We start from the raw sequence: 19,984 nt of genomic DNA on the forward strand, positions 1-19,984 counted from the left end.
TCCGCTCAAAACCAGAGGCGGCCTTCCGGCCGCCTTTTTCGTTTCGGGCCTGCTCGCCGGCTCAGATGAACAGATCGATGTCGCCGGTCCTGGAACCCTCGTTACTGTCCACGATGCGGCCGCGATACGGCAGCTCTTGCTTGATCGCCGCGCTGGGACGCTTCAATTTCTTGATCAGCACCTTGCCCGTCTCCGTGAAGAAGTACACCTTGCGCGCGTAATCTCCCAATAAATCCTCGGCCAGGATGGGAATCTGCTCGTTGGCCAGGTAGCTGCGGATGAAATCGGTGTTGCGCTCCCCCACCTTGACCATCGTCATGCCGTCCAGCACATTGCCGGCCCCGAAAATCTTGGCTTCCAGCCGATTGCGCATCGCGCCCAGCTTTTGCATGTCGGTGATCAGCAACTCCATCGCATTGACGCCGAAGCGGGCGGCGGACTCGCCGGCCCCCAGGTCCAGCGAGCCTTCAGGCAGCAAAAAGTGGTTCATGCCGGCCACGCCGGAGAGGCGGTCGCTCAGGCATACCGATACGCAAGAGCCCAGCAACGTCGTCAGGAGCCTGGGCTGGTTGGTGGCGTGGAACTCGCCGGGAAACACCTTGACCGCCATGATCTGGAAATGCTTGTCGTAGTACTGGCGGCTGTAGCTCGGCGCCGGATCGGCATGGCTCATGTAATCGCCCCTTCGGCATGGCCCTGCAGGCACTCGACCACCTTTTCCGCCAACCGATTCAAAGGGTGCACCTGCATCACCGCGCCGATATTGAACGCCTCCCGCGGCATGCCGTATACCACGCAGCTGGCTTCATCCTGCCCGAAAGTCGCGGCGCCGGCGCGACGCATCTGCAACAGACCCTCCGCGCCGTCCTTGCCCATGCCGGTGAGAATCACGCCGATGGCCTGCTTGCCCAACAGCCTGGCCGCGGACTCGAACAAGGGATCCACCGCCGGACGATGGCGATTGATCCTCTCGCCCTGGTCCAGCGCGATCCGGTAGCCGCCGGCGGCGGCCGGAGCCAGCCGCATATGGGAATGGCCTGGCGCGATATAGGCGACCCCGGGCCGCACCGCCTCGCCATCCTCGGCCTCCTTCACCCGTACCGGGCACAGCCTGTCCAGCCGCATCGCGAAAGTGAAAGTGAAGCGCTCGGGCATGTGCTGCACGATCAGAATGGGCGGTCCATCGGCCGGCATGCCCATCAGAAAGTCCTTGATCGCCTCGGTTCCTCCAGTGGAGGCACCGACGAACACCAGCACATCCTTTCTCAGCGGCGCGGCCACGCCCATCCTCCTCGCCGACCGCGGCGGAAGAAAGCGGCCTGGCTGCCTCAACCGGGCCTCGGCGGCCGCCCTGAGCTTCTCGCGTATGTCCTCCGCGTACTCCTGCATGTGCCGCGCGATGTCGTTGGCGGGCTTGTGGATGAAATCGACGGCGCCGATCTCGAGCGCCGCGAGCGTGGTTTCCGATCCCGCGTCGGTGAAGGACGAGATCATCAGCACCGGCGTCGGCCTCAAGCGCATCAGGCGGCGCAGGAACTCCAGTCCGTCCATCCGCGGCATTTCCACATCCAGCGTCACCACGTCGGGATTGGTTTCCCGTATTTTCTCCCTGGCGATGATGGGATCGGCCGCCGTCGCCACCACCTCCATGTCCGGCGCCTCGTTGACGATGGCGGTCAGCAGGCTGCGCACCAGCGCCGAATCGTCCACCACCACCACCCGTATCTTCCTGCCCGCCACGCTCATTCGTCCTCCTCCCCTCCGCCAGGATGCGCCAGCCGATAGGTGGTTCTGCCGCAGCCGGCGTAGGCGTCGGTCAGGTGCGTGATGTTTTCCGAATGTCCAAGCATCAGCAAGCCATCCGGCCGAAGGCAGCCGGCCAGCCGGTTCAGGATGGCCGTCTGGGTGGGCTTGTCGAAATAGATCATCACATTGCGGCAGAAGATCGCGTCGAAGCGGCCGATGTCCGGCCAGCTTGGCGCCACCAGATTGAACTGGAAGAAGGACACCGCGTCACGCACCTGCCGCTTGAGCCGGATCATGCCCTCGTTGCGCCCCACGCCCCTGTCGAAATATCGCTGCAGCTGGGCGCTCGACACCTTCTCGGCCCGCTCCCTGGGATAGATGCCATGCGCCGCCTGCTGCAACACATTGGTATCGATATCGGACGCCAGCAGCTGGAAGGCGCCGCCGCCGGCCTCCCGCCGCAGCTCGAGCAAGGTGATGGCGATCGAGTACGGCTCCTCTCCGGTGGACGAAGCCGCGCTCCATACCCTGAACGTTTCGCCGTTTTTCCGGCGCGCCCTGGCGTGTTCGCGCAGGATGTCGAAGTGATGGGATTCCCGGAAGAACGAGGTCAGATTGGTGGTCAACGCATTGATGAAGCCCTGCCACTCGTCGCTTTCATCGCTGTGCTGCAACAGGTCGAGATAGTCGGCAAAGCTGCGCAGCCCGCGCGAGCGCACCCGCTTGGACAGTCGGGCGTACGCCATATGGGTTTTGGAATCGCTGAGCGAAATGCCTACCCGCTGATAGATCATCTCGCGAACCCGCTTGAAGTCGTTGCGGGTGAACTTGAGTTCCGTTTCGTCGGCCATGTCGCATCCCCCCGCGCAGCCGCCATCCCGGCGGCTGCGCATCCCATATCCAGCCAGTCCTCAGATCCTCAAAACTCCTCCCAGCCGTCTTCGCCATCTTTTTGAGGCTGGATGGGCTCAATCGCCTTCGGCTTGATCTGGTAGCGGCCGGAATGCTGGCTGGCCTTGCGCTCCAGCTCTCCGGCCAAGCCTGTCCGGGGCGGGACTCCCCCCGCCGGACGCGGAGCAGGCTTGGACATGGCCGGCCTGCCATGCTGCAGCTTGTCGTCCAGCTTGAACACCGCCACCGCGCCGGACAAATAACGGGCCTGTTCTTCCAGAGACTCCGCCGCCGCCGCCGCCTGCTCGACCAGCGCCGCGTTTTTCTGGGTGTTCTCGTCCATCTGGGTGACCGCGAGATTGACTTGCTCGATGCCGGAGCTCTGCTCCATCGACGCCGCCGAAATATCGCTCATGATGTCGGCGACGCGGCGGATCGACACCACGATCTCGTTCATCGTGCGGCCGGCTTCGTCCACCAGCCTGCTGCCCGACTCCACCTTGCCGACCGAGTTTCCGATCAGCGACTTGATCTCCTTGGCCGCGGCCGCGGAACGCTGGGCCAGGTTCCTCACCTCGCTCGCCACCACCGCGAAGCCGCGGCCCTGCTCGCCGGCCCGCGCGGCCTCCACCGCGGCGTTCAGCGCCAGGATATTGGTCTGGAACGCGATGCCGTCGATCACGCTGATGATGTCGACGATCTTCTTCGCGCTCTCGTTGATCTCGTTCATCGTCGACACCACGTCGCCGACCACCTTGCCGCCGCGCGCGGCGATATCCGACGCGCCGGTGGCCAGCGAATTGGCTTTCCTGGCGTTTTCCGCGTTCTGCTTAACGGTGCTGGTGATCTCCTCCATGCTGGAAGCGGTTTGCTCCAGGCTGGCCGCCTGCTGCTCGGTGCGGTTGGACAGGTTGGCGTTGCCGGCGGCGATTTCCTTGGCCGCGGTGTTGATCGCGTCGGTGGAGTCCTTGATATTGGTGACGATTTCCAGCAAACGCTCGACCGTGGCATTGCTGTCCGTCTTCAACTGGCCGAACAGGCCCTCGTAATCGGAATGGATGGTCTTGGTCAGATCGCCGCTGGCCAGCGCGCCCAGCACGTTGGCGATATCGTTCAGGCCGCTGCTGGTGACATCCAGCAACTGGTTGATGCCCTCGCCCAATTGGCGGAAGAATCCCTGCTTGCCCTCCGCTGCGATCCGCTTGCCGAACTCGCCCGCCGACGCGGCCCTGACGATCTCCGACACCTCGCGCTCGATATCCACCTCGGCGGTGCGATCCTTCCACTCCACCACCGAGCCCAGACGCTCGCCGCCGGCGTCGAACACCGGATTGGCCACCAAGGAGAAAGTCCGGCCCGCCACCCGGATTTCAGTGCGATAGGTGGAACGCAAATTGGCCAGCAACTCGCGCTGATGGGCAGGACTCTTGTGGAATTCGTCGATGCTGGCGCCTATCAGCCGGCGCACGTCGAAATTGGGCAGCGCCTTGCGCAAGTCCGACTCCACCCCGCGCAGCATGTCGGTCACGCTGTGGTTCATGTAGATGATCTTGCGCTCGTTGTCGGCGATCATCACATTGGTGGTGCAGTTGTCGAGCGCGCTGCGGATGCGCGCGTTCTCGCCCGCGACGCGGGCCGCCTCGACCGCCTGGGCATCCGCCTCGGCCTTTAGCCTCAGCGTCTCGGTATTGTCCTGCCATTCGACCACCGCGCCCAGCCGCTCGCCCTCGGCATTGATAATGGGCGACAGGATCAGGCTGAAAGTCCGCCCGCCGACCACGATGGACGAGCGGTGCGTGCCTCTCGCCTGCTGCAACACGCCATGCTGGTACGCCGGATTCTTGTGGAAGTCGTCTATCTTGCCGCCGAGCAGCCCGGCGGACGAGAAGCGGGGAATCTCGCGCCGGATGTCGGCTTCCGCCTGCTGGAACATGCTCAGCACCGCTTGGTTGGCATAGATGATGTGATGGGTCTCGTCCGCGATCATCACATTGGTGGTGCACACGTCCAGCGCGCTGCGGATGCGGGCGTTCTCCGCCGCCTGCTTGCTTGCCTTGTCGGCGCGCAGGTCTGCCTCGCGCTTCAGCCTGAGCATCTCGGTGTTGTCCTGCCACTCCACCACCTCTCCCAGGCGCTCTCCCCCTGAACCGACGATGGGCGTCAGGATCAGGCTGAAGGTCCGCCCGCCGACGGTGATGGACGAGCGATGGGTCTCCCTCACCTGCTGCAGCAGGCCGCGCTGGTACGACGGATTCTTGTGGAAATCGTCGATATTGCTGCCGATCAACCCTGCGACCGAGAAACGGGGAATGTCGCGGCGGATGTCGGCCTCCGCCTGCTGGAACATTTTCAACACCGACTGGTTGGTATAGATGATGCAGTGATTCTCATCCGCGATCATCACATTGGTGGTGCAGACGTCCAGCGCGTTGCGCACCCTCAGGTTTTCCCGGGCATGCGCGGCCACATCGGCCAGACAGGCGAACAGGCTGCTCCTGTCCCCCGGCCTCACCTGGAACTCGGTCCGCACTTCCCCGTCGGCCAGCTCGCGCAGCACGGTGGCCAGCAATTGCGGATCCCCGCCGAACTGCCGGTCCAGCGCGCGGCGCAACAGCCAGGCCAGCGCGGCGGCCAGCAACAACAGCGTGGCGCCCATGCTGATCAGCTCGTTGCTGATCATCCCGGCGGAAACAGCGTCGCCCTCGGGCGCGGCATTCGCCGCCTGTTCGCCCTCGAAGCGCGCGTACCGGCCGATGGCGTCCTGGTACTTCAGCGCCGCCGGCCACAGCGTGGCCGACAAGTAGCCGCTCGCTTCCTCCGTCTTTCCTCCCGCCAGCAGCTGGCGGTAGGCGGCGATCTGGTTGCGCAGCGGAGCGTCGAGATTGCGGGCCGCGTCCAGCCGCGCCTTGGCCTCGGGCGAGGCATGCGCCGACAGGCTATTGAGGCGGCCGGTCACGCCGTCCAGCGCATTGTCCAGCGGCGGCTGAGCCGCGCGCTGCGCCGCCAGCTCGGTCTCGGGCAGCAAGCCGCCCAGCTGCCGCACCAGCAGCTGGGATGCCTGCTGGGCCTGGCCGGCCAACGCCAACTGGCTGATCCGCGCCGCCTGGCCGCCGGCCAGATCGTCGGCGGCGCCCTGCAGGCGGTGCAGCTGCGCCTGGGCCAGATACAGGGCGGCCGCCATCGCTGCCATCAGCAAGCCGATACCCAGCGTCAATTGCTGCTTCAACTTGATGTCGCTCATGCTCTCCTCCGTGCTCGGCGCCCGGCCTCAGGCCCGGGCGGCCACCTCGTCGGTCAGCGCCATTTCCTCGCTGCGCATCAGACGCTCGATATCGACAACGATGATCATCTGCTCCCCCACCGTGCCCAGCCCCTCGATATAGGCGGTATCGACGGTCGAGCCGAACTCCGGCGGCGCGCGCATCGCCTCCTCGCCCAACTGGATCACGTCGGACACGCCGTCCACCACGATGCCGACCGTGCGCTTGCCGATATTGAGGATGATCACCACGGTGAATTCGTTGTAATGCGGTTCGCCCAGCCCGAACTTGAGGCGCAGGTCGACGATGGGCACGATGCTGCCGCGCAGATTGATCACGCCCTTGATGAACGCCGGCGCGTTGGCGATGCGGGTGACCGTGTCGTAGCCGCGTATCTCCTGCACCTTGAGGATATCCAGCCCATACTCCTCGCTGCCCAGCGTGAACACCAGCAGCTCCCTCGCCCCTTCGCCCCTCGCCTGGGCATCGCTCAGATTGTCCAGTTGCATGTCGCGTCTCCGGCTGTCATTCTGCGGCGGCCGCCATCGGCGCGGCAGATCCGCGCGGGCCGCCATTGCTGCGCGCGATGGTGGAAATGTCGAGGATCAGCGCCACCTGCCCATCCCCCAGTATCGTGGCGCCGGACAAGCCATCCACCTTGCGGTAGTTGGTTTCCAGATTTTTGACCACGAATTGCTGCTGCCCGATCAGATCGTCCACCAGCAGCGCCACCCTGGCGCCGGACGCCTCCACGATCACCAGAATGCCCTCGTCCGCCCGCAGCCTGGCCGAACCCACATTGAAATACCGCCCCAGCGCGACGATGGGCAGGTATTCGCCGCGGATGTGCACCAGTTCGCCGCGCCCGGCCACCGTCTTGATCGCAGCCGGCTCCGGCTGCAGCGACTCCAGAATGAAGCCCAGCGGCAGCACGTAGATTTCGTGCCCGACCCTCACCGACATGCCGTCCATGATCGCCAGCGTCAATGGCAGGCGTATGCTCATCGTGGTGCCGACATCGGCCATGGAGTCGATCTCGATCCGGCCGCCCATGTTCTGGATATTGCGCTTGACCACGTCCATGCCCACCCCGCGGCCTGACACGTCGGTCACTTCGGCAGCGGTGGAGAAGCCGGCCTCGAAGATCAGCCCCCACACTTCGGCATCCGACATACTGTCGCTGACCGGCATGCCGCGCTCTCGCGCCTTGGCCAGGATGCGTTCGCGGTTGAGCCCCGCGCCGTCGTCGCTGACCTCGATCACGATGCTGCCGCCCTGATGAAAGGCCCGCAGCGTCAGCCGGCCGGCCGGCGATTTTCCTTTGGCCGCGCGTTGCTCCGGCGACTCGATGCCGTGGTCAAGGCTGTTGCGCACTAGGTGGGTCAAAGGATCGGATAGTTTTTCGATGAAGCCTTTGTCCAGCTCGGTGTTCTCGCCCACCATTTTCAGGTCGATCTGTTTCCCCAGCTTGCCCGCCAGGTCACGGACCACGCGGGGAAAGCGGTTGAACACGAAGGCGATGGGAGTCATGCGGATGGACATCACCGCTTCCTGCAGTTCGCGCGAGTTGCGCTGCAGGGAACTGATGCCGTTGAGCAGGCGCTCATGCTCCACCGGGTCCAGCGCGCTGCCGGACTGCATCAGCATGGACTGGGTGATCACCAGCTCGCCCACCAGATTCAACAGCATGTCGACCTTCTCGATATTGACCCGGATCGAGTTCTCGCCCGCGCCCTTATCCGGCTGCGGCCGCACCGGCGCGGCCGGCTTCGGCGCCGACGATGCGGCCGCGCCCACGCCAGGCGCGCCGCCGAACAGGCCGAAGCCATCGCCATCGACATCCTGCGCGCCGTCCCGCCCCGGAGCGGTCAGCGGTTCGAACAGGCCGAAGCTGCCATCCCGCTCCATTTGCGCCAGTCTCCTCGCCCCGGGATCCCCGTCTGGCGCATGCTGGCTGGGCAGCGGTTCGAATAAGCCAAAACCGCCATCCTCGTCCATGTAGGACACGCCTCCCGCCGTCGCGCGCTTGCCTGGCTCCACGCGGTCGTCCAGCAAGAAAAAGCCGTACTCATCCCCGCCTTCGCCGCCGCGATCCACACTGACGCGGAACTGCTCGGGCGACAGCGTGAACGCCAGCGATTCGGCGACTTCGTCCGCCGCCAGAGAAGAAGTGAATACCGCCACCCAAGGCAACTCGTCATCCGGCTTGCCCTCTTGCACGATGGTCAGCTCGCCCTGCGCCGCCAGATTCGCCAACAAGGGGTGGATATCCTGGCCAGCGGCGGGCGTCAGTTCGAGAAACAGCGTCCACAGCGACTCCGCCGCCTGGACGGCATCCTGCGCGGGCGCCGGATCGCTGATTTCCGCCGCCCGGTTTTCGATCTCCTCCAGGCGCCGTTGAATTTCGCCCCGCCGCTCTCCGTCCAGCGCCTCGCCGTTTTTGTACGCGACCAGCATCGCCTGCAGCGCGTCTTTCGCCTGCAAAAAGGCGTCCACCATCTGCGCGGTCAGCTCCATCGCGCCTTTGCGCACCCTGTCCAGCAGGTTTTCCAGCACATGGGTCAGTTCGGCCATCTCGGCGAAGCCGAAAGTGGCTGCGCCGCCCTTGATCGAATGGGCGGCGCGGAATATCGCATGAAGATCCTCTTGCTCTTGCCGAGCCACATCCATCGCCAACAGAAGCGACTCCATCGTGGCCAGATGTTCTTCCGCCTCGTCGAAAAATACTTGGTGAAACTGGGACATATCGATCGTCACAATCGTCCCCTCTGGCGATGGCCGCGTTAACCGATCAGGCGCTTCACGACGTCCAACAGCTTCTGCGGATCGAATGGCTTGACCAGCCATCCGGAAGCGCCGGCCGCCCTGCCCAGCGCCTTCATCTGATCGCTGGACTCCGTGGTCAGCATCAGGATGGGGGTGGCGTTGTAGGAGGGTTGCTTGCGCAGCGAGCGGATCAGCGTCAAACCATCCATTCCCGGCATATTCTGGTCGGTCAGCACCAGATCGAACTGCGTGCCCTGCGCCTTGCTCAAGCCTGCGTTGCCGTCCACCGCCTCCGCCACTTCATAGCCGGCGCTCTTCAGCGTGAAACTGACCATTTGGCGAATCGACGCGGAGTCATCCACCGTGAGGATTTTCTTAGGCATCGCGTTCCCGCTATCGAGACTCCAGTTGAAATACGCATGGCCCCACCCGCTCGGCTTCCTGCGGACCAGCCATGCCGGCGCCGCCAGTCATCCGGATCGCCCCCCGGTCCGGAAAGCAAGCGGCGGCCTGCCAACACAAGCTGACTCACCACCTCAACGTCATCACTCTTCACGACAATATCGGAACAACACAATGAGGCGGTCCAGCCATCCGCCATTCTGGGATGGATAACCGAGCGCACCGAACCCGACATCGCCTTTAATTACGTGATCAACCATAAAAACCGGCAAATCAAGCGGCATATGCTGAAGTGAATAGTTTTGCGCGAATGGCATGCCTCAGCGACAGACAAAAGGCATCCCCGGCAAAACCAAAGCCGCAAATATGCGGCCGAGAGAACGCTTTGGCAGCGCCAGAACGCGCCTCTGGCTCGGCGCCCGAAGGCGGGCTAGAACCACTTCTGAAGAAACGCTCGCGCGCCGCGCGAGCATGCCGACGGCGGCGCAAGCAATGACCATGCTCAGGCCGCCGGCCGGATCGTGAACATCTTGTTGAAGCAGGCGATCTCGAAGACCTGCATCACCGCTTCCCGGCAGTTGACCAGCACCATCGTTTTCTTCTGACCCGCAGCCCGCTCCTTCAGCAACAGCAGCATGCCCAGCGCGGAACTGTCAAGAAATGGCACCTGATCGAAATCAACCTGGATTTCCTGGACATCGGGGGTGTCCAGCAATTCCTGGCTGGCTTGGCGGAATTCCTTGTGCAGGTTGAAATCAAACTGCCCAATCAGCACCATCTTCCCGACATTCCCCTCGACTTTGACTATCGGTCTCATCACTGATCCTCGGCTTTCCATAGGTTCGCTGACAAATTGAACGGGCGCCTCCACCGCATCCGGACTCACTCCCGGGATGCCGGCAGCCTCAATTCGAAACAGGCGCCGCCCGCCACCTTGTTGTAACAACGTACACTTCCCCCCAACTCTTCAGCCACCTTCTTCACGATCGCCAGTCCCAGGCCCGTTCCGCCGGGACGCTGCGTGAAGAATGGTTCGAAAATCCGCTCCCGCACCGCGTCGTCCACCCCCGGGCCATCGTCATCGACACAGAATACGACGTCATCGCCGTCGGGCGCCACCGCCAAGCCTACCCTTCCGCCGGGCGACGCGAACTGCAAGGCGTTCTCCAGCAGATTGATCAACGCTCCCTGCAACGCCTTACGGTCTATCAAGACCGTTATGGCAGAGTCGGCGGGCAGATTGCAATCAAAAAACACACCTTTGTCATGACATTGCGGCGCCAGCACCGCGCAGACATCCTCCAGCAGCGGAGCCACTTTCGCCGTCTCCAGCGACGACACCTGGCCGCGCACGAACCCCAGCATGTTCTGGATCAGCCCCTCCAGCGCCCGCATCCGCGCCAAGCTCTTGTCGACAAAGCGCGCCCGGTCTTCCGGACGGGGAATATCCTGCTTCAAGTTGGCCGTATACAACATCGCGCTGGCCAGCGGCGTGCGCAGCTGATGCGCCAGCGATGCCGCCATACTGCCCATAGACGCCAGATTCTGCTGCTGAGCGAGCTCGCTATTGAGTTGATGCAGCCGGGTCACGTCGTGAATAAGCACAATTCGCCCGCCCGACGCCGGCAGGTCCTGATACTGCAACGTCAAACGCCTGGACTCGCCCTCTCCGCCCACAGCGAAGCTGCCATCCGCTTCCTGGTTAAGCAAGCGCGCCAGCAAGCAGCCCCACTCTTCTCCTATATAACAACCACTTAGCAGAGACTCCGCCGCCAGATTCTCAGCGGTCACCCGGCCTTCCGGCGACAGCTCCACCACGCCAGCCGGCAGCATCTTGAGCAATGACGCCAGCCGTTCGGCGAGTTCGGCATTCTCGTCGCGCTGTTTTCGCAACTGACTGTTCGCCTCATCCAGCTGAGCGTTCAAAACATTGACCTGAACCTCAAGTTGTCTATATGCATCAATGAGTTGACTGGAAACCGCATTGAATTGCTCGAACGCGGCCTCGAGTTGCTGCTGATCCTTCAGGCTTGAAACCATAGTAGGCATCGCTTCACTGTCATTTGTAAAAACCACTTAAACGGTATGATAATGATCAGCCCATAGCGCGCCAACATGCAGTTGCCGTCGCCAAGAGCAAAAAAAAACGGGAAAAACCAATATCTGGCGTATAAAGGGAAGTAGTGCGCCATTCCAAAAGATGCTGTGGAGGTTTCTGTGTCAGAGCTTCTCAAAAAAATCGACGCCAGAACCAAACTGGCAGGCACCAACAAGCTGGAAATCCTTCTGTTTTCCTTGGGGCATGACCAGCGTACCGGTCGCAAAGAAATTTTTGGTATCAACGTATTCAAGGTCCGCGAAGTGATGCGCACCCCGGAGATCACCTCCGCTCCGGAAATGCCGTCTTCGGTGGAAGGCATGGTCAGCCTGCGTGGCGCGCTGGTTCCCGTGATCGATCTGGCCAAATACTCCGGTATCGTGACCAGCAATCGGCCGGAGATCATGATTGTTACCGAGTACAACGGCCATACCCAGGGTTTCCTGGTCGAAGCCGTGGACACCATTCTGCGGCTGGACTGGTCTGCGATGCGCGTGCCGCCGGACATGATCACCAACCGCATGGCCGGCCTGGTGACCGCTGTCACCGAGTTGGACAACGGCACGCTGGTGATGATGATGGATGTGGAAAAGGTGCTGGCGGAAACCAGCATCATTGACGACGGGCACAGCTTCATCAATATCGAACCGGTCAAGGAAGACCGCCGCATCTTCTTCGCCGACGACAGCGCAGTCGCCCGCAAGCAGATCGAGCGCACGCTGGAAGTGATGAACATCCGCTATACCTCGGCGATCAACGGCATGCGTGGCTGGGAAGACCTGCAGAAGATGGCTCAGCAGGCGGAAGCCGCCGGACGCAAGCTGTCCGACGAGCTGCACTTGGTGCTGACCGACGTGGAAATGCCGGAGATGGACGGCTATATGCTGACCAAGATGATCAAGAGCGACCCGCGCTTCGCCGGCATTCCGGTACTGATGCACTCGTCGCTTTCCGGTTCGTCCAACCAGAAGCTGGGCGAATCCGTCGGCGTGGACGCCTATGTGTCAAAGTTTGAACCGCAGAAGCTCGCCAGCAAGCTGCGCCAGATGCTGAAACTGGAACCCAGCAACTAACAGGCCTTCTTCAAGATTTTCAAGGGATAGGGATACGACATGCCTAGCACCGACGCCTCCTTGCTCGCCAGTGTTGACGCCAGGACCAAGCTAGCCGGCTCCAACAAGATGGAGATTCTGCTGTTCTCGCTGGGAACGCGCGAAACATTCGGCATCAACGTGTTCAAGGTGCGCGAGGTCTCGCAGACGCCGACCATCACCAAAACGCCCAATATGCCGTTCGGGGTGGAGGGGGTGCTGTCGCTGCGCGGCAATATCATTCCGGTGATTTCGCTGGCCAAATTCATCGGCCATGACCACGGTGGCAGCAAGTTCGACACGATGATCGTCACCGAGTTCAACAAGAGCACGCAAGCTTTTCTGGTGGACTCCGTTGACCGCATCATCCGCGTCGATTGGGACAAGGTGCGGGCGCCGGAAAACATCATGGCGGCGGCCGGCACCAATCAGACCCTGATCACAGCGGTGACCGAACTGGAAAATGGCAAGCTGGTTTCCATTCTCGACGTCGAACAGATTCTGGCCAGCGTAGTCGGCGAGCCTCGGCTGCCCGATGTGCCCACAGCCCAACTGGAAACTGACCAGTACATCTTCTTCGTCGACGATTCGGTGGTCGCCCGCAAGGAAATCACCGGCGTGCTGGAAAAGATGGGCATCAAGTTCCAGCAGGCGACCAACGGCCGCGAAGCATGGGATCGCCTGCAAGTGCTGGCCGGCCGAAACTGGGCCGATGGAGAATGCCTGCACGACTACCTGAAAATCATTTTGGTCGATGCCGAGATGCCGGAAATGGACGGCTATGTGCTGACCAAGCTGATCAAATCCGATCAGCGTTTCAAGGGCATTCCGGTGATCATGCACTCGTCGCTGTCGTCCAACGCCAACCGTGCGATGGGCTCCAGTGTCGGGGTGGATTCCTACGTTGCCAAGTTCGACCCGGGCGTACTGGCAGAAACTTTGATTCCATTCCTGCAAAGGTAGTCGCTACAATGTGCGCCTTGATGGAACATAGATAATTCAGGATATACCTCGATGTCAGACAAGAATATGCGATTCCTGGTCGTGGACGACTTCTCCACCATGCGCAGAATCGTCCGCAACCTGCTGAAAGAATTGGGTTTTACCAACGTCGACGAGGCCGAAGACGGCCAGGTCGCGCTGCACAAGCTGAAAACCCAAAGCTTCGACTTCGTCGTCTCCGACTGGAACATGCCCAATATGACGGGCATCGAGCTCCTCAAAGCAGTGCGGGCGGATCCCCAACTGAAGCATCTGCCGTTCATGATGATCACCGCCGAGGCCAAAAGAGAAAACATCATCGAGGCGGCCATGGCTGGTGCCAGCGGCTACATCGTAAAACCGTTCACCGCCGCCACCATGGAAGAGAAGATGAGCAAAATCTTCCAGAACATGAACAAACCAGCCTGAACATCGCGCAAGGTTGCCCGCATTTGCATTGAGGAGGATTGAACGTGCCGGACCATATTATGGAGAACGGAGACTCGCCGGAACTGGAAGCGCTGTTCAACAGCATCGCCCAGCAACAAAGCAGCGAACCCGAACCGCCCGTCGCTGCCGCCCCCGCGGCCGAAGAGGCTGGTGCCAAATTGTTCTCGAGCGAGACCAGTCCTTCGACGATGTATGAGCATATCGGACAGATGACCCGCAAGATGCACGACGCCCTGCGCGATCTGGGCTATGACAAGTCGCTGGAAAAAGTGGCAGAAACGATTCCCGACGCAAAAGACCGCTTGGCCTATATCGCCACGCTGACGGAAAACTCGGCAGAGCGCGTGCTGAACGCCACCGACATCGCCAAGCCGTTCCAGGACAAGCTGGAAAGCCAGGCCATGGCGCTGAGCGCGCGCTGGGAAAAGCTGTTCGCCAATCTGCTGAGCATCGAAGAGTTCAAAAACCTGGCCGCCGAAACCCAGCAGTATTTGAAAGACGTGCCCAATCAAACCCAGGCCACCAATGCCCAATTGCTTGAAATCGTCATGGCGCAGGACTTCCAGGACCTGACGGGCCAAGTGATCAAGAAAATGATGGGCATGGTCAAGATCCTGGAAACCGAGTTGGTCAGCTTCCTGATCGAGTTCTCCCCCGATGAAAAGAAGGGAGAGCTGAATACCAGCCTGCTGAACGGTCCGGTCATCAATCCGGAAGGCAGGACCGATGTGGTGAACAGCCAGCAGCAAGTGGACGACCTGCTGGAAAGCCTGGGCTTCTAAAGCAACGCAAGCAAGACAACGCAGAACGCGTGGGGTGGAAAAATGAGCGAATTTGGCGGCATGGAAGAGTTGCTAGGGGACTTCCTGATGGAGTCTACCGACCTCCTGTCCGATGTGGACAACAAGCTGGTCGAGCTTGAAAAGCGCCCGGAAGACAAGGCTCTGCTCAATGACATCTTCCGCGGCTTCCATACCATCAAGGGCGGCGCAGGTTTCCTCAACGTCATCCCGATGGTGAACTTGTGCCACCGCACGGAAAACCTGTTCGACAAGCTGCGCAACGGAGAAATGCACATCACCTCGGAAGTGATGGATGTGATTCTCGACGCCACCGGCATTGTCCGGGACATGTTCGGCACGCTGAGCCAAGGCTTGATGCCCGGCGACGCGGACGCCCGCGTGCTCGCCGCGCTGGACGCCGCCCTGGCCGGCCAGCCCGTCACTGCCGAAGCTCCGGCCGAGCCAGCCGCCGCGGCCCCCGCTCCTGCTCCCGCAGCGCCCTCCGCCCCCGCCGGCAACGGCCCCGACTGGAATCAGCTGTACCAGGCCGTGGCTCCGGCCTCCGCCGCTCCGGCGGCAGCGCCTGCAGCCGCACCCACCGCCCCGGCTGCAGCGCCGGCCGCGGCCGCAGCGGCTCCGGCACCCGCCGCCCAGCCGCCAGCGGTCGCAAAGCCGGCGCCCAAGCCTGCCCCCGCCAAGTCAGGCGGCGCTCCGGCAGCCAGCGGCCCTCAGGAAAACACCATCCGCATCGACACCGTGCGTCTGGACATGGTGCTGAACCTGTCCGGCGAAATCGGCCTGACCAAAAACCGCCTGACCACGCTGCGCACTGAAATTCTGCAAGGCAACCGCGACACCAACACGCTGCGCTCCCTGGATGAAGCGATCAGCCAGTTGGACCTGCTGGTCGGGGATCTGCAAAACGCGGTGATGAAAACCCGCATGCAGCCGATCGGCCGCCTGTTCCAGAAATATCCGCGCTTGGCGCGCGATCTGGCTCGCCAATTGGGCAAGGAAGTGGAACTGGTATTGTCCGGCGAGGAGACCGAGCTCGACAAGACCATGATCGAAGACCTGAATGATCCGCTGGTCCACTTGGTGCGCAATGCGGTCGATCACGGCATCGAGTCCCCCGAGGAGCGCATCGCCGCCGGCAAAAAGCCGCAGGCTCTGGTTCAGCTGACCGCGGAGCAAGTGGGCGATCACATCCTGATCGAGATCACCGACGACGGCAAGGGCATGAACCCGGACGCATTGCGCCGCAAGGCGATCGAGAAGGGGCTGATCGATCAGGAAACGGCCAACTCCCTCGACGAGAAGCAATGCCTACAGCTGATCTTCTTGCCCGGCTTCTCCACCAAGGACCAGATTTCCAGCGTGTCCGGCCGCGGCGTCGGCATGGACGTGGTGCGCACCAACATCCAGAAGCTGAACGGCCGGATCGACATCAGCTCGGCGGCAGGCGAAGGCACCCGCATCAGCATCTCGCTGCCGCTGACTTTGGCTATCTTGCCCGTACTGGTGGTCCGCGCCTGCAACCAGCCGTTCGCCGTGCCGCTGGCAATGGTTCGCGAAATCATCACCATCGACGGCAGCGCGATTCAGGAAGTGTCGGGCAAGCCCACCATCGTGGTCCGCGACGAAATCCTGCCGCTGAAAACGCTGGCGAGCCTGCTGAGCTGGGAGCCCACCCAGAAACCTTACTTCGGCGTGCTGATGCAGTCCGCGGAAAAATCCTTCATTCTGGCAATCGACTCTTTTGTCGGCCGTGACGACGTGGTGATCAAGCCGTTGCAGAACATCCGCCCGAAAGGCGTGGCCGGCGCCACGCTGTCCGGCGACGGCTCAGTCGTGCTGGTGCTCGACATGGAAGATCTTCTCGCCTCCAGCGAGAGCAACAATACCCAGGCGCGGACGACGGATATGATTGCCACCTAAACTCAGGGTGCAGTGATGACCACCAACACCGCCTTCATCGGAAGGCAGCCGGTACTGAACCGCAACCAGCAGCTCATAGGTTATGAGCTGCTTTTTCGTCCCAACGGGGATGCGGTCGGGGTCGGCCGCCACTCAGAGCTTCAGGCTGACACCGACGTGCTGGTCAACACGCTCAACAATATGGGAACCAGCTGGCTGATCGGCAACAAGCTGGCCTTCATCAATGTCGGCGAAACCATGCTCAACAGCGACTTTCTGGAGCTGCTGCCGCCTCGCCGCATCATCCTGGACCTGTCCCCTCGCATCGTGCCCAGCAACGAGCTGCTGTCCCGCGCCCGCCATCTGCGCTCCATGGGTTTCGGCATCGCGCTGGACGACTTCAGCTTCGAATCCCCGGCCGCGGCCTTTCTGGAACTCGCCAACTACGTCAAGCTGGATATTCAGAGCCAGGACACCACCCGCTTCCAGATGCTGGCCGCGCGATTGCGCAGCTACCCGCTGATCCGCATTGCCGAACGGGTGGAAACCCACGCCCAGTTCCACCTGTGCAAGGAACTCGGCATGGACGGCTTTCAGGGCTATTATTTCGCCCGGCCCGAAACGCTGGCGGCGAAGGTGATTCATCCGGCCTTCAGCAACACGCTGGAGCTGCTGAACCTGCTGCGCATAGACGCCGACATCCGCGACATCGAGCAGGTCCTCAAACGCGACGTCGCCCTATCCTACAAGCTGCTGCGCTACGTCAACTCCGCCGCCGCCGGCCTCAACACCACGATCAGCTCCTTCTCCCATGCCGTCACGGTTCTGGGTTACCAGAAACTGTACCGCTGGCTGACCTTGCTGCTGGTGACCGCCTCCGATGACAACAACGCCCCGCCGGCGCTGCAAAAGACTGCCATCACCCGCGGCCGCTTCATGGAGCTGCTGGGCGTCGAGCTGGGCGAGCGCCACGACGTCAACGACAATCTATTCATCGTCGGCCTGTTCAGCCTGCTGGATGTGCTGTTCGACATGCCGATGGACAAGATCATCGAGCACCTGCAGCTCCCGCCTCAGGTCATGGATGCCCTGCTGCATGAGCGCGGCGCGATCAGCCTTTACCTGAAGCTGGCCCGCGCCTGCGAGGATGGGGAAATGGACGGCGTGCCGCAATTGTGCGACCAATTGGGCCTGTCCACCGAACAGCTGAACCAGGCGCATATCTCCGCGCTCGCCTGGGTAGAGGAACTGGGCTTATAATTCCCTGCCTTGCAAGGTCGCATCACGCCCAATGAAACTGTTAGCCCTGGATACGTCCACCACCTACCTGTCGCTCGCGCTTAGCCACGGCGACGACACGCTCGTTTTCCACCAATGCGTGGAGCAGAAGCACGCCGAGCGCACGCTGCCGGAAGTGTCGCGGCTGCTCGCCGAGGCGGGCGTCTCGCTGAACGCGCTGGACGGCATCGTATTCGGCCAGGGTCCGGGGTCGTTCACCGGCCTGCGCATCGCCTGCGGCATCGCCCAGGGGCTAGCCTACTCCGCCGACCTGCCCGTCACCGCCGTCCCCACGCTGGACAACCTGGCCTGGCAGGCTGGCGAAGGGCTGGTGCAGGTCTGTTTCGACGCCCGCATGCAGCAGGTCTACAGCGCGCTGTACCGCGTCGGACCCGACTGGCAACGGCTCAGCCCGATCGCCGTGGTCTCGCCGGAAGACGTGTCGCTGCCCGAAGGCGTCTCCATGCTCGCCGGCGATGGTTTCGACAGCTATCCCCAACTGCTGGCGGATGCCCGGGAGCGCCTGCCGCTGTCGCCCCATGCCCGCCCCCATGCCGCCGCTTATATCCGGCTGGCGGAAAGCGGCCGCTATCCCGCGCGCCATCCGCGCGAGGCCGAGCTGCTCTACGTGCGCAACAAGGTGGCGCTGACCTCGATCGAACAACAGCAGGCGCGCAGCCGATGAGCTCGGTCCGCCTCTTCCACCCCTCCGATCCGCAGCAACTGGCCGATCTGGAACAGCAGGCGACGCAACACCCCTGGCGCGTCGGGCAGTACCGTGACAGCCTGGCCGCCGGCTACCCCTGCTATGGCCTGTTTGGCAATGACGGCTCGCTGATGGGCTTCGCACTGATCATGCGCGTGCTGGACGAGGCGGAAATTCTCAATATCGTCATCGCCAAAGCGCACCAGAGCCAAGGCTTCGGGCTGCAACTGATGCAGTCCATGCTGCAGAACCTGCGCGACGACTGCTGCCACAGACTGTTTCTGGAAGTGCGGGAAAGCAATGCGCCGGCCCGCAAGCTCTACCAGCGCTGCGGCTTCCGCCAGTGCGGGCTGCGCAAGAACTACTATCCCGTCAGCGGCGGCCGCGAGCACGCGATCCTGATGGAGGCGTCGCTATGAGCCGCGCCAGCCTGCAGCGACAGGAAATGGGCCTGGGACCTGCCTGGCAGCCCCGCGCCGGGTGGTTCGAGCAACACCCGGCGCAGCTGCTGCGCCAGTCGCGGCAAACAGACGCCGCACAAACTGAGCCGCCCGCCATGGCCATGGCAGCGCCGCCAGCCGAATCCCTTGCCGCCCGCGGAGCGGAGCCGACCGCGCCGCCGCCGATCGCCGCGCAGGCGCCCGAGCCGGCCCCCATCATCCCGGACTTCGTCGAACCGACGCCTACCACCGAGCCGCTGCGCGCCGAGGTTCGCGCCGAACTCGCGCCGGTAGACTGGCCCCTGCTGCAACGCAAGGTGGCCGACTGCCAGGACTGCCGCCTGTGCGAAACCCGCACCCAGACGGTGTTCGGCCGCGGCAATCCCCAAGCGCGCTGGATGCTGATAGGCGAGGCGCCGGGCGAAAACGAAGACCGGCAAGGCCAACCCTTCGTCGGCCGCGCCGGCCAGCTGCTGGACAATATGCTGTCCGCCGCGGGACTGGAGCGAGACCAGGACGTCTATATCGCCAACGTGCTCAAGTGCCGCCCGCCGGGCAACCGCAATCCGGCCCCGGACGAAATCGCCGCCTGCAACGGCTACCTGCTGCAACAGATCCGCCATATTCAGCCGACGCTGATCATCGCGCTGGGCCGCTTCGCCGCCCAGACGCTGCTGGAAACCGAGGACTCCATCGGCCGGCTGCGCGGCAAGGTGCATCGCTACCAGGGCGTGCCGCTGGTGGTCAGCTATCATCCCGCCTACCTGCTCCGCAACCAGCCGGACAAGGCCAAAGCCTGGCAGGATCTGCTGCTGGCGAGGAAAATCTTCCGCCAGGCCGAATCCTGACAAAACCGGAAACCCAATGAAAAAAGCCAGTCGCATGACTGGCTTTTTTCGCGCACTGCCGGCAAAGCCGCCGGCGGGACAAACAAAAAACCCTTCTCCGTGCACCAGAGAAGGGCTCTTTACCAACCCAAAACCAGCTTATTTCAGCTTGGTTTCTTTGTACAGAACGTGCTTGCGGGCAACGGGATCAAACTTCTTGATCTCCATTTTTTCCGGCATGGTGCGCTTGTTCTTGGTGGTGGTGTAGAAGTGGCCGGTACCAGCAGTGGATTCCAGCTTGATCTTATCGCGCATGATGTATACCTCAGTGCTTTATCTGGTTGACCGC

19 protein-coding genes are annotated in these 19,984 nt (G+C 62.5%); 9 read left to right on the top strand and 10 right to left on the bottom strand.

The window, feature by feature from the left end; genetic code table 11:
- Positions 1–61: 61 nt before the first annotated feature.
- The 9 genes from cheD to ACY3GB_RS07805 all read right to left on the bottom strand — a co-directional run bounded on the left by cheD (position 62) and on the right by ACY3GB_RS07805 (position 11,105).
- Positions 62–673 carry a chemoreceptor glutamine deamidase CheD gene (gene cheD / locus ACY3GB_RS07765; protein ID WP_463088248.1) on the bottom strand — a complete coding sequence of 204 codons (612 nt, stop codon included), beginning with the start codon at positions 671–673 and terminating at the stop codon, positions 62–64.
- Positions 670–1,746: a protein-glutamate methylesterase/protein-glutamine glutaminase gene (locus tag ACY3GB_RS07770; protein ID WP_463088249.1), complete on the bottom strand. Its 1,077-nt coding sequence runs from the start codon at positions 1,744–1,746 to the stop codon at positions 670–672. Before ACY3GB_RS07770 ends, cheD begins: the two co-directional genes overlap by 4 nt.
- Complete coding sequence (locus tag ACY3GB_RS07775; RefSeq protein WP_463088250.1) at positions 1,743–2,597, bottom strand: CheR family methyltransferase; 855 nt, start codon at positions 2,595–2,597, stop codon at positions 1,743–1,745. Before ACY3GB_RS07775 ends, ACY3GB_RS07770 begins: the two co-directional genes overlap by 4 nt.
- Positions 2,598–2,665: 68 nt before the next feature.
- The gene (locus ACY3GB_RS07780; protein WP_463088251.1) at positions 2,666–5,878 is read right to left on the bottom strand and encodes a methyl-accepting chemotaxis protein; all 3,213 of its coding nucleotides are present in this window, start codon (positions 5,876–5,878) and stop codon (positions 2,666–2,668) included.
- A gap of 27 nt (positions 5,879–5,905) precedes the next feature.
- The gene (locus tag ACY3GB_RS07785; protein ID WP_463088252.1) at positions 5,906–6,406 is read right to left on the bottom strand and encodes a chemotaxis protein CheW; all 501 of its coding nucleotides are present in this window, start codon (positions 6,404–6,406) and stop codon (positions 5,906–5,908) included.
- Positions 6,407–6,422: 16 nt separating this feature from the next.
- The gene (locus ACY3GB_RS07790) at positions 6,423–8,642 is read right to left on the bottom strand and encodes a chemotaxis protein CheW (RefSeq protein ID WP_463088253.1); all 2,220 of its coding nucleotides are present in this window, start codon (positions 8,640–8,642) and stop codon (positions 6,423–6,425) included.
- 38 nt (positions 8,643–8,680) lie between these two features.
- Positions 8,681–9,046 (bottom strand): response regulator, encoded by a 366-nt coding sequence (locus ACY3GB_RS07795; RefSeq protein WP_463088254.1) that lies wholly within the window; start codon positions 9,044–9,046, stop codon positions 8,681–8,683.
- Between the two features lie 521 nt (positions 9,047–9,567).
- The gene (locus ACY3GB_RS07800) at positions 9,568–10,011 is read right to left on the bottom strand and encodes an STAS domain-containing protein (protein ID WP_463088255.1); all 444 of its coding nucleotides are present in this window, start codon (positions 10,009–10,011) and stop codon (positions 9,568–9,570) included.
- The gene (locus tag ACY3GB_RS07805) at positions 9,948–11,105 is read right to left on the bottom strand and encodes a sensor histidine kinase (RefSeq protein ID WP_463088256.1); all 1,158 of its coding nucleotides are present in this window, start codon (positions 11,103–11,105) and stop codon (positions 9,948–9,950) included. The genes ACY3GB_RS07800 and ACY3GB_RS07805 overlap by 64 nt, the downstream gene beginning before the upstream one ends.
- A gap of 177 nt (positions 11,106–11,282) precedes the next feature.
- Between ACY3GB_RS07805 and ACY3GB_RS07810 the strand changes: the two genes are divergently transcribed.
- Genes ACY3GB_RS07810 through ACY3GB_RS07850 form a run of 9 tightly spaced genes read left to right on the top strand, consistent with a single transcriptional unit; the run spans position 11,283 to position 19,656 of the window.
- Positions 11,283–12,236: a chemotaxis protein gene (locus ACY3GB_RS07810; protein ID WP_021478562.1), complete on the top strand. Its 954-nt coding sequence runs from the start codon at positions 11,283–11,285 to the stop codon at positions 12,234–12,236.
- A 39-nt stretch (positions 12,237–12,275) separates the two neighbouring features.
- Positions 12,276–13,217, top strand: coding sequence for a chemotaxis protein (locus ACY3GB_RS07815; RefSeq protein ID WP_021478561.1), 942 nt, complete (start codon positions 12,276–12,278; stop codon positions 13,215–13,217).
- A gap of 51 nt (positions 13,218–13,268) precedes the next feature.
- Positions 13,269–13,664 (top strand): chemotaxis response regulator CheY, encoded by a 396-nt coding sequence (gene cheY, locus ACY3GB_RS07820; RefSeq protein WP_021478560.1) that lies wholly within the window; start codon positions 13,269–13,271, stop codon positions 13,662–13,664.
- Between the two features lie 44 nt (positions 13,665–13,708).
- Positions 13,709–14,467 (top strand): protein phosphatase CheZ, encoded by a 759-nt coding sequence (cheZ, locus tag ACY3GB_RS07825; RefSeq protein ID WP_463088257.1) that lies wholly within the window; start codon positions 13,709–13,711, stop codon positions 14,465–14,467.
- 42 nt (positions 14,468–14,509) lie between these two features.
- Positions 14,510–16,405 carry a chemotaxis protein CheA gene (locus ACY3GB_RS07830; protein WP_463088258.1) on the top strand — a complete coding sequence of 632 codons (1,896 nt, stop codon included), beginning with the start codon at positions 14,510–14,512 and terminating at the stop codon, positions 16,403–16,405.
- Positions 16,406–16,420: 15 nt separating this feature from the next.
- The gene (locus tag ACY3GB_RS07835; protein ID WP_463088259.1) at positions 16,421–17,644 is read left to right on the top strand and encodes an EAL and HDOD domain-containing protein; all 1,224 of its coding nucleotides are present in this window, start codon (positions 16,421–16,423) and stop codon (positions 17,642–17,644) included.
- Positions 17,645–17,675: 31 nt separating this feature from the next.
- The gene (gene tsaB / locus ACY3GB_RS07840; RefSeq protein ID WP_463088260.1) at positions 17,676–18,347 is read left to right on the top strand and encodes a tRNA (adenosine(37)-N6)-threonylcarbamoyltransferase complex dimerization subunit type 1 TsaB; all 672 of its coding nucleotides are present in this window, start codon (positions 17,676–17,678) and stop codon (positions 18,345–18,347) included.
- Positions 18,344–18,787: a ribosomal protein S18-alanine N-acetyltransferase gene (gene rimI / locus ACY3GB_RS07845; protein WP_463088261.1), complete on the top strand. Its 444-nt coding sequence runs from the start codon at positions 18,344–18,346 to the stop codon at positions 18,785–18,787. Before tsaB ends, rimI begins: the two co-directional genes overlap by 4 nt.
- Positions 18,784–19,656: a uracil-DNA glycosylase gene (locus ACY3GB_RS07850; RefSeq protein WP_463088262.1), complete on the top strand. Its 873-nt coding sequence runs from the start codon at positions 18,784–18,786 to the stop codon at positions 19,654–19,656. The genes rimI and ACY3GB_RS07850 overlap by 4 nt, the downstream gene beginning before the upstream one ends.
- A gap of 138 nt (positions 19,657–19,794) precedes the next feature.
- Here ACY3GB_RS07850 and rpmG read toward each other — a convergent pair whose 3' ends face one another.
- Entirely contained in the window at positions 19,795–19,950 is a 156-nt protein-coding gene (gene rpmG / locus ACY3GB_RS07855; RefSeq protein WP_017506994.1) for a 50S ribosomal protein L33, read from the bottom strand.
- Positions 19,951–19,984: the final 34 nt, after the last annotated feature.

It is taken from the genome of Chromobacterium sp. Ag138, assembly GCF_055181315.1.